This window comes from Streptomyces niveus, assembly GCF_001723055.1.
GTDB classification, from domain to species: domain Bacteria; phylum Actinomycetota; class Actinomycetes; order Streptomycetales; family Streptomycetaceae; genus Streptomyces; species Streptomyces niveus.
The window spans coordinates 34,317-41,290 of sequence record NZ_MDCR01000030.1 but is presented as its reverse complement, the minus strand read 5'-3'; the positions used below and the strand labels follow the sequence as shown (position 1 = coordinate 41,290).

Annotated in this window: 7 protein-coding genes; 4 read left to right on the top strand and 3 right to left on the bottom strand. The window is 70.9% G+C overall.

Annotated features, from left to right (window positions below; all coding sequences use genetic code 11):
* A partial coding sequence (locus tag BHU15_RS04190; RefSeq protein WP_069625911.1) for a cystathionine beta-synthase occupies positions 1-1,290 on the bottom strand: 1,290 nt, incomplete at its 3' end.
* 172 nt (positions 1,291-1,462) lie between these two features.
* Between BHU15_RS04190 and BHU15_RS04185 the strand changes: the two genes are divergently transcribed.
* The 3 genes from BHU15_RS04185 to BHU15_RS04175 all read left to right on the top strand — a co-directional run bounded on the left by BHU15_RS04185 (position 1,463) and on the right by BHU15_RS04175 (position 5,212).
* Positions 1,463-2,476 (top strand): SGNH/GDSL hydrolase family protein, encoded by a 1,014-nt coding sequence (locus tag BHU15_RS04185; protein WP_069625910.1) that lies wholly within the window; start codon positions 1,463-1,465, stop codon positions 2,474-2,476.
* 148 nt (positions 2,477-2,624) lie between these two features.
* Positions 2,625-3,845, top strand: a complete 1,221-nt coding sequence (locus tag BHU15_RS04180) for an acetyl-CoA C-acetyltransferase (RefSeq protein WP_069625909.1) — start codon at positions 2,625-2,627, stop codon at positions 3,843-3,845.
* A gap of 281 nt (positions 3,846-4,126) precedes the next feature.
* Entirely contained in the window at positions 4,127-5,212 is a 1,086-nt protein-coding gene (locus BHU15_RS04175; RefSeq protein WP_069625908.1) for a hypothetical protein, read from the top strand.
* On the opposite strand, the gene BHU15_RS04170 is transcribed toward BHU15_RS04175, so the two are convergent.
* Complete coding sequence (locus tag BHU15_RS04170; RefSeq protein WP_069625907.1) at positions 5,196-5,528, bottom strand: hypothetical protein; 333 nt, start codon at positions 5,526-5,528, stop codon at positions 5,196-5,198. The genes BHU15_RS04175 and BHU15_RS04170 overlap by 17 nt on opposite strands.
* 103 nt (positions 5,529-5,631) lie before the next feature.
* Here BHU15_RS04170 and BHU15_RS04165 point away from each other — a divergent pair, with 103 nt between their 5' ends.
* A complete protein-coding gene (locus BHU15_RS04165) occupies positions 5,632-5,862 on the top strand; it encodes a DUF4287 domain-containing protein (protein WP_031231336.1) in 231 nt (76 codons plus the stop codon).
* 85 nt (positions 5,863-5,947) lie between these two features.
* Here BHU15_RS04165 and BHU15_RS04160 read toward each other — a convergent pair whose 3' ends face one another.
* Positions 5,948-6,832 (bottom strand): Bax inhibitor-1/YccA family protein, encoded by an 885-nt coding sequence (locus BHU15_RS04160; protein ID WP_069625906.1) that lies wholly within the window; start codon positions 6,830-6,832, stop codon positions 5,948-5,950.
* Positions 6,833-6,974: the final 142 nt, after the last annotated feature.

Below are 6,974 nucleotides of genomic sequence, written 5' to 3'. Positions count from 1 at the left end.
CAGCGCCGCCATCAGGTCGGCCACCGGCTCGCCGGAGCCGACCTGCGGGAGCGGTCCCGACATGTGCTTCTCCAGCGGGTCGTTGAGCGAGGCGCGCCGGCCGAAGAGCGCGTCGAGCAGTTCGCGCTCCACGACGGACCCGATGACCTCGGCCGCCATCACGTCCGGATGACCGGCGCCGGGCTTCACGATCGGCATCTGCGAGACGCCGTACTCGCGCAGCACCTCGATCGCCTCGCCCACCGTCTCCTCGGGGTGCATATGAACGAGCGAGGGAAGGGCGCCGCCCTCCTTGTACCGCAGCACGTCACCGACCCGGGGGGTGTCCCCGCCCTGCTCCAGGAAGCCGTAGTCGTTCATCCACTCGTCGTTGAAGATCTTGCTGAGGTAGCCCCGGCCGCTGTCGGGCAGCAGCACCACCACCACGTCGTCCGGGCCGAGCCGCTCGGCGACCCGCAGCGCCGCCACGACCGCCATGCCGCAGGAGCCGCCGACCAGCAGGCCCTCCTCCTTGGCGAGGCGTCGCGTCATCTGGAAGGAGTCCTTGTCCGACACGGCGACGATCTCGTCGGTGACGGTCGGGTCGTACGCGCTCGGCCAGAAGTCCTCGCCGACACCCTCGACCAGATACGGGCGGCCCGAACCGCCGGAGTACACGGACCCCTCGGGGTCGGCGCCGACGACCTGGACGCGCCCGTCACTGACCTCCTTCAGATACCGGCCGGTGCCGGTGATCGTGCCGCCGGTGCCGACGCCGGTGACGAAGTGGGTGATGCGCCCGTCCGTCTGGTCCCACAGCTCGGGACCGGTGGTCTCGTAGTGCGAGCGCGGGTTGTTCGGGTTGCTGTACTGGTCGGGCTTCCAGGCGCCCGGCGTCTCGTTGACCAGCCGGTCGGAGACGTTGTAGTACGAGTCCGGGTGGTCCGGGTCGACGGCCGTGGGGCAGACGACGACGTCGGCGCCGTACGCCCGCAGCACATTGATCTTGTCCGTGGAGACTTTGTCGGGGCACACGAAAATGCAGTGGTAGCCCTTCTGCTGGGCCACGATCGCCAGCCCGACGCCCGTGTTGCCACTCGTGGGTTCGACGATCGTGCCGCCGGGCTTGAGCTCGCCGCTCTCCTCCGCCGCCTCGATCATGCGCAGGGCGATCCGGTCCTTCACCGAACCGCCGGGATTGAAGTATTCGACCTTGGCCAGGACGGTCGCCTGAATGCCCGAGGTCACACTGCCCAGCTTCAGCAGCGGGGTATTGCCAACCAGACTGATCATCGAGTCGTGGAATTGCACCGTTGTCTCCGGGGTCTCCGTGATGGTCCGGCCAGCGTATGCGTAGGCGTAAGCGATTGGGCCACGGCCGTTACGGGGCAATTACCTCTTGCTGGTCTTATGGGCAGCGTCTCAACGGCTAGAGCGCGCGTACGGCTACAGGGAGGTGACCCGGACTGTGTCGAGAGCGAGGGTGGCACGGCGGATCGCGGCGGGCGCCGCCTTCGGCGGCGGGAGTGTCGGTCTGATCGGAGCGGCCGGGGTGGGGCTCCTGCTGGCCGAGGTCCAGCTGGCGAAACGGTCGGTGGGCGGCGGTACGGCGCCGATCCCGCCCAAGGGCAACGGCTGGTACGGGCTGGCGTACGGCCATACCGACCCCTTGCGCATGGGCATCCTCGGCGACTCCACGGCGGCCGGCCAGGGCGTCAGGCGGGCCGGCCAGACACCGGGGGCGCTGCTCGCCTCGGGCCTCGCGGCGGTGGCGGAGCGCCCGGTCGACCTGCGCAACGTGGCACAGCCGGGGGCGCAGTCGGACGACCTGGAACGCCAGGTGACGCTGCTGCTCTCGGACACCTTCCGGACCCCGGACGTCTGCGTGATCATGATCGGCGCGAACGATGTCACCCACCGGATGTCGGCCACGGCGTCGGTGCGTTATCTCGCGGCGGCGGTACGGCGGCTGCGGACGGCGGGCGCGGAGGTCGTCGTCGGCACCTGCCCGGACCTGGGGACGATCGAGCCGGTGTACCAGCCGCTGCGCTGGGTGGCCCGCCGGGTCAGCAGGCAGCTGGCGGCGGCCCAGACGATCGTCGCGGTCGAGCAGGGCAGCCGTACGGTCTCGCTCGGCGACCTGCTGGGGCCGGAGTTCGCGGCGAACCCCCGCGAGATGTTCGGCGCCGACAACTACCACCCGTCGGCGGAGGGGTACGCGACGGCCGCGATGGCGGTCCTGCCGACGCTCTGCGCGGTCCTCGGCCTGTGGCCGGAGACGGACCACCTGGACTCCTCGCGCGACGAGGACATGCTGACGGTGGCCAAGGCGGCCTCGGCCGCGGCGGCCGAGGCGGGCACGGAGGTCACGGGCGCGCGGGCGCCCTGGGCCCTGCTCAAACACCGCCGTCGCCGTCGCCTCCCGGCCGCGGAGCCCACCCAGACCGAGCCGGCCGCACCGCCGCCCCCGCCGAAGGAGGAGGCACACCGCCCCTGAGCCACCGCCCGCGCCACAGCCCGCGCCCCCGGTGGGAGCCGTACTGCGGCCCGCGTCACACGTCCGGCCCGGTGACCCGAGCCGTACGTGCGGGTAACTTCGCAGGACGGCACTCCCGCCGTACCGCACTCGCCCCTCTGGAGCCGTGATGCCCGAAGCCGTGATCGTCTCTGCCGCCCGCTCCCCCATCGGCCGGGCCTTCAAGGGCTCCCTGAAGGAGCTGCGGCCCGACGACCTGACCGCCACCATCATTCAGGCCGCGCTCGCCAAGGTTCCCGGGCTCGACCCGCGTGACATCGACGACCTGATGCTCGGCTGCGGCCTGCCCGGTGGGGAGCAGGGCCACAACCTGGGGCGGATCGTCGCGGTGCAGATGGGGATGGACCATCTCCCCGGCTGCACGATCACCCGTTACTGTTCGTCCTCGCTCCAGACCTCCCGCATGGCCATGCACGCCATCAAGGCCGGCGAGGGCGACGTCTTCATCTCGGCCGGGGTCGAGATGGTGTCCCGCTCCGTCAACGGCTCCAGCGACGGCATGCCCGGCACCCACAACCCGGTCTTCGCCGACGCGGAGGCCCGTACCGCCACCGTCGCGGCCTCCGAGGGCGCCGGCTGGCACGACCCCCGCGAGGACGGCCTGCTGCCCGACGCGTACATCGCGATGGGGCAGACCGCCGAGAATCTGGCCCGGCTCAAGGGCATCACGCGGCGCGACATGGACGAGTTCGGCGTGCGGTCGCAGAATCTCGCCGAGGAAGCCATCAAGAACGGCTTCTGGGAGCGCGAGATCACCCCCGTCACGACCCCCGACGGCACGGTCGTCGCCAAGGACGACGGCCCCCGCGCCGGCGTCACCCTGGAGGGCACCCAGGGCCTCAAGCCCGTGTTCCGCCCCGACGGACTGGTCACGGCCGGCAACTGCTGCCCGCTCAACGACGGCGCCGCCGCCCTCGTGATCATGTCGGACACCAAGGCGCGTGAGCTGGGCCTGACCCCGCTGGCCCGGATCGTCTCCACCGGTGTCTCCGCCCTCTCGCCGGAGATCATGGGGTACGGCCCGGTCGAGGCCAGCAAGCAGGCGCTGCGCCGCGCGGGCCTGGATATCGGCGACATCGACCTGGTGGAGATCAACGAGGCGTTCGCCGCGCAGGTCATCCCGTCCTACCGGGATCTGGGCGTCGACCTGGACAAGCTGAACGTGAACGGCGGCGCGATCGCCGTCGGCCACCCCTTCGGCATGACGGGCGCCCGGATCACCGGCACGCTCATCAACAGCCTCCAGTTCCACGACAAGCAGTTCGGCCTGGAGACGATGTGCGTGGGCGGCGGCCAGGGCATGGCGATGGTCATCGAGCGGCTGAGCTGAGCCCCACTCACGAGCGGTGGCGAGGGGAACGCGACCACGGACGCCGAGCGGCTGAGCCGAACCGCTCCGAGCCCCAGTCGTGACTCAATCTCCCCCAGGATGTGACCTCACACCTGGGGGAGCCCCATTTACCCTGGTCACGGCAGTAATGGGGCCGGCCGTAAGGTCGAAAGACCTGTCCAATTCATGACGTAATGCACTGCCGACGTGTGCGCCCCCCACGACAAGCTGATGTAGGAAGTCGGGGGACCATTGAAGACCGGGAGTAAGTCGTGAGCGCCATGTCTATTGCCCTGCTGCTCACCACGGCCACCGCCACGGCCGTGGGCGTCGCCGCGCTGCACGCCGCTCATGGGCTGCGGCGAGAGGTCACGGCCCTGCGCGGCGAGCTGTCCCTGGCGAATCCGGGCGGCCACGCCGCCGTACCGCACGCACGCTCCGCCGACGCGGCGGGTCCCGCCACGTCCACCGAGGACATACGTCTCGCGGTGGCCGAGGCCCTGGCCGAGGAGCGCGAGCGGGAGCTGGCCGAGGCGCGGGCCTTCTGGGCCGCGCAGGAGGCCCGTGACGCCACCGACGCGCCCTCGCTGCTGGGCGGCTTCGGCGGCCCCGGCGCCGAGGACGGCCCGTTCTACGTACCGCGCCAGGCCGACTTCGTGGGCCTGGAGGCGCTGGATCTCGACGCACTCGACCGCGCCGACCGCGCCCGCCGTGCCACGGAGGACGACTACGACGACCTCGCGGAGCTGGCGGAACTCGCCGAGCTGCGCGAGCGCGGCGAGCTGGGTGACCGGCCGGACGCCGCCGACTTCGACGACCCGGGCAGCCTTGCCGAGTACGCGGACTTCGACGGTCTGCCCGAGCTGAGCGAGGTGAGTGAGGTCAGCGAGATCGGTGAGTTCGCCGAGGACTCCCCCGAGCTGGCCGCCGCCCGCCGCAGGCACCCCTCGCACCCGGACTTCGTCCCGGTCCGTACGCCGGTCGTCACCGACCACGAGCGCACGGTCGCGCGCCTCGAAGAGCTGGCCGACGCCCGTACGGCGCTCGCCGACGTCCGCCCCGGCCCGCTGGGCACGCTCGACGTGTACGTCTTCACGGACGGTACGACGCTCTGCATGACCCCGGGCCACCGCGAGACCGCGGAACGCCTCGCGGGCGCGCTGCGCGACGGTGGTACGCCGTTCCTGCTGGGCGGCTCGGGTGTCTCGGGGGCGTACGCCCTCACGTTCTCGTGCGGCGCGTCCGCCGGCGCGGCCGAGACCGACTCTGCCACCGACAGCGCGGGGAACGCGGGTACGACGGATGACAGCGCCTCCGCCGACGACCACATCTACATTCTCGCGGACCGGGTCATAGCTTCGCTCTAGCCACGGCCCGCTCCACCGCCCGCACGGCCTCGTCCAGTTCCGCAACGGACGGGGCCGTTCGCAGTGCCTCGGCCAAGTCACCCGCCGCGACGGTCAGTTGATCGGCCACGACGAAGACGCCGACGTCCGGCATGATCCTCGGCGGCGCCTGCGGGGCGCCGTCCGGGGCTTCGAGACGCTGGGCGGTCGCGGACAATTCCCTGGCCAGGGCCAGTCCTTCGGCCGCGGCCCCGCGCTGCAACCTGCTCTGCGGAGCTGCCCGCAGCCGGTCGGCGAATCGGTCCACGGCTGCGGTCAGGCGCGTCGTATCAAGCACGCCGCGACCCTACGCGCCCTGGAGGAACTGTTGCCAACGGGCCAACGCTCAGGCACGGTGACGTGAAGGACCAGTAAGCGTGAAGCAGCGTCCGGAGGCGCCGATGTCCCTTGTTTTCTCCGAAGAGACCCACCGCAACCTGCTGTCCCGTATTCCACAGTGCACCGGCCGCGAGATCTCCGACTGGCTCCGCACGGTCGACGACGGTCCGGCCCTCGTCCGGTTCGACGAGAAGGTCGCCTGGCTCCGCGGCGAGTACGACCTCGCGTACGGGCACGCCAAAGCCATCATCCACGAGTACGACCTGAGGCGGGCCGCCCGCCGGCTGGGCTGACCACGACGAGCCGCCGTACACGACAGACACGACAGAAGGGGTCCCCGGGCTGCTGCCCGGGGACCCCTTCGTCACGCTGTCACCGCTAGTCGTTGCCGCTCAGGATCGAGAAGAGCCGCAGCATCTCCAGGTAGATCCAGACGAGCGTCATGGTGAGGCCGAAGGCCGCCATCCAGGACTCCTCGCGCGGCGCGCCGTACGTGACGCCGTCCTCGACCTGCTTGAAGTCGAGCGCCAGGAAGCACGCGCCGAGGATGATGCCGATGACGCCGAAGAGGATGCCGAGGCCGCCGCTGCGGAAGCCGAGGCCGTCACCGCCGCCGAAGACGCTGAACAGCAGGTTGGCGACCATGAGGAGCACGAAGCCCATCGCGGCGGCCATCACGAAGCCGTAGAAGCGGCGCGTGACGCGGATCCAGCGCATCTTGTAGGCGAACAGCACACCGGCGAAGACCGCCATCGTGCCCATCACCGCCTGGACGACGACACCCGGCGAGAGGTAGGTGCTGACCGCGCTGCTGATGACGCCGAGGAAGACGCCCTCGAACGCGGCGTAGGCCAGGATCAGCGCCGGGACGGGCTTGCGCTTGAAGGACTGCACCAGGGCCAGCACGAGGCCCACCAGGGCCGCGCCGATGGCGATGCCGTACGACTTGCCGAGGTTGTCCTGGTCGACCGGGAGCAGGACCCAGGCGAGGACCGCGGTGAGGACGACCGTGCCGAGCGTCGAAGCGGTGCGCGTCACGACGTCGTCGATCGTCATGACACCGGAACGGGCGGGCGCCTGCGGACCGGCGCCACCGAACTGGGGGTCCGTCTGCGCGTAAGGGTTGGTGGCGTAGGGGTTGGTCGCGTACGGGTTCTGCGTGCCTACGGCGGGGCCCCCGGCCTGCGGCGCCGCGTTGAACCCCGCTTGGCCGTTGTCGCGACTGAAGCCCCGTCGCGAGAAGACCGGGTTGCTGCTCCTCATCTCACTCCTCCATGGCGGCCACCCTGCGCGGCCTTGGCACAAGAGTAATAGGGGAGCAAAGGGAACACCCTAGTGCCCTGGGAGGATCTTTCCTCGATCGTGACGCGACGGCCTCCGGCCCCGTGCCGCCGGCCCGGCCGCG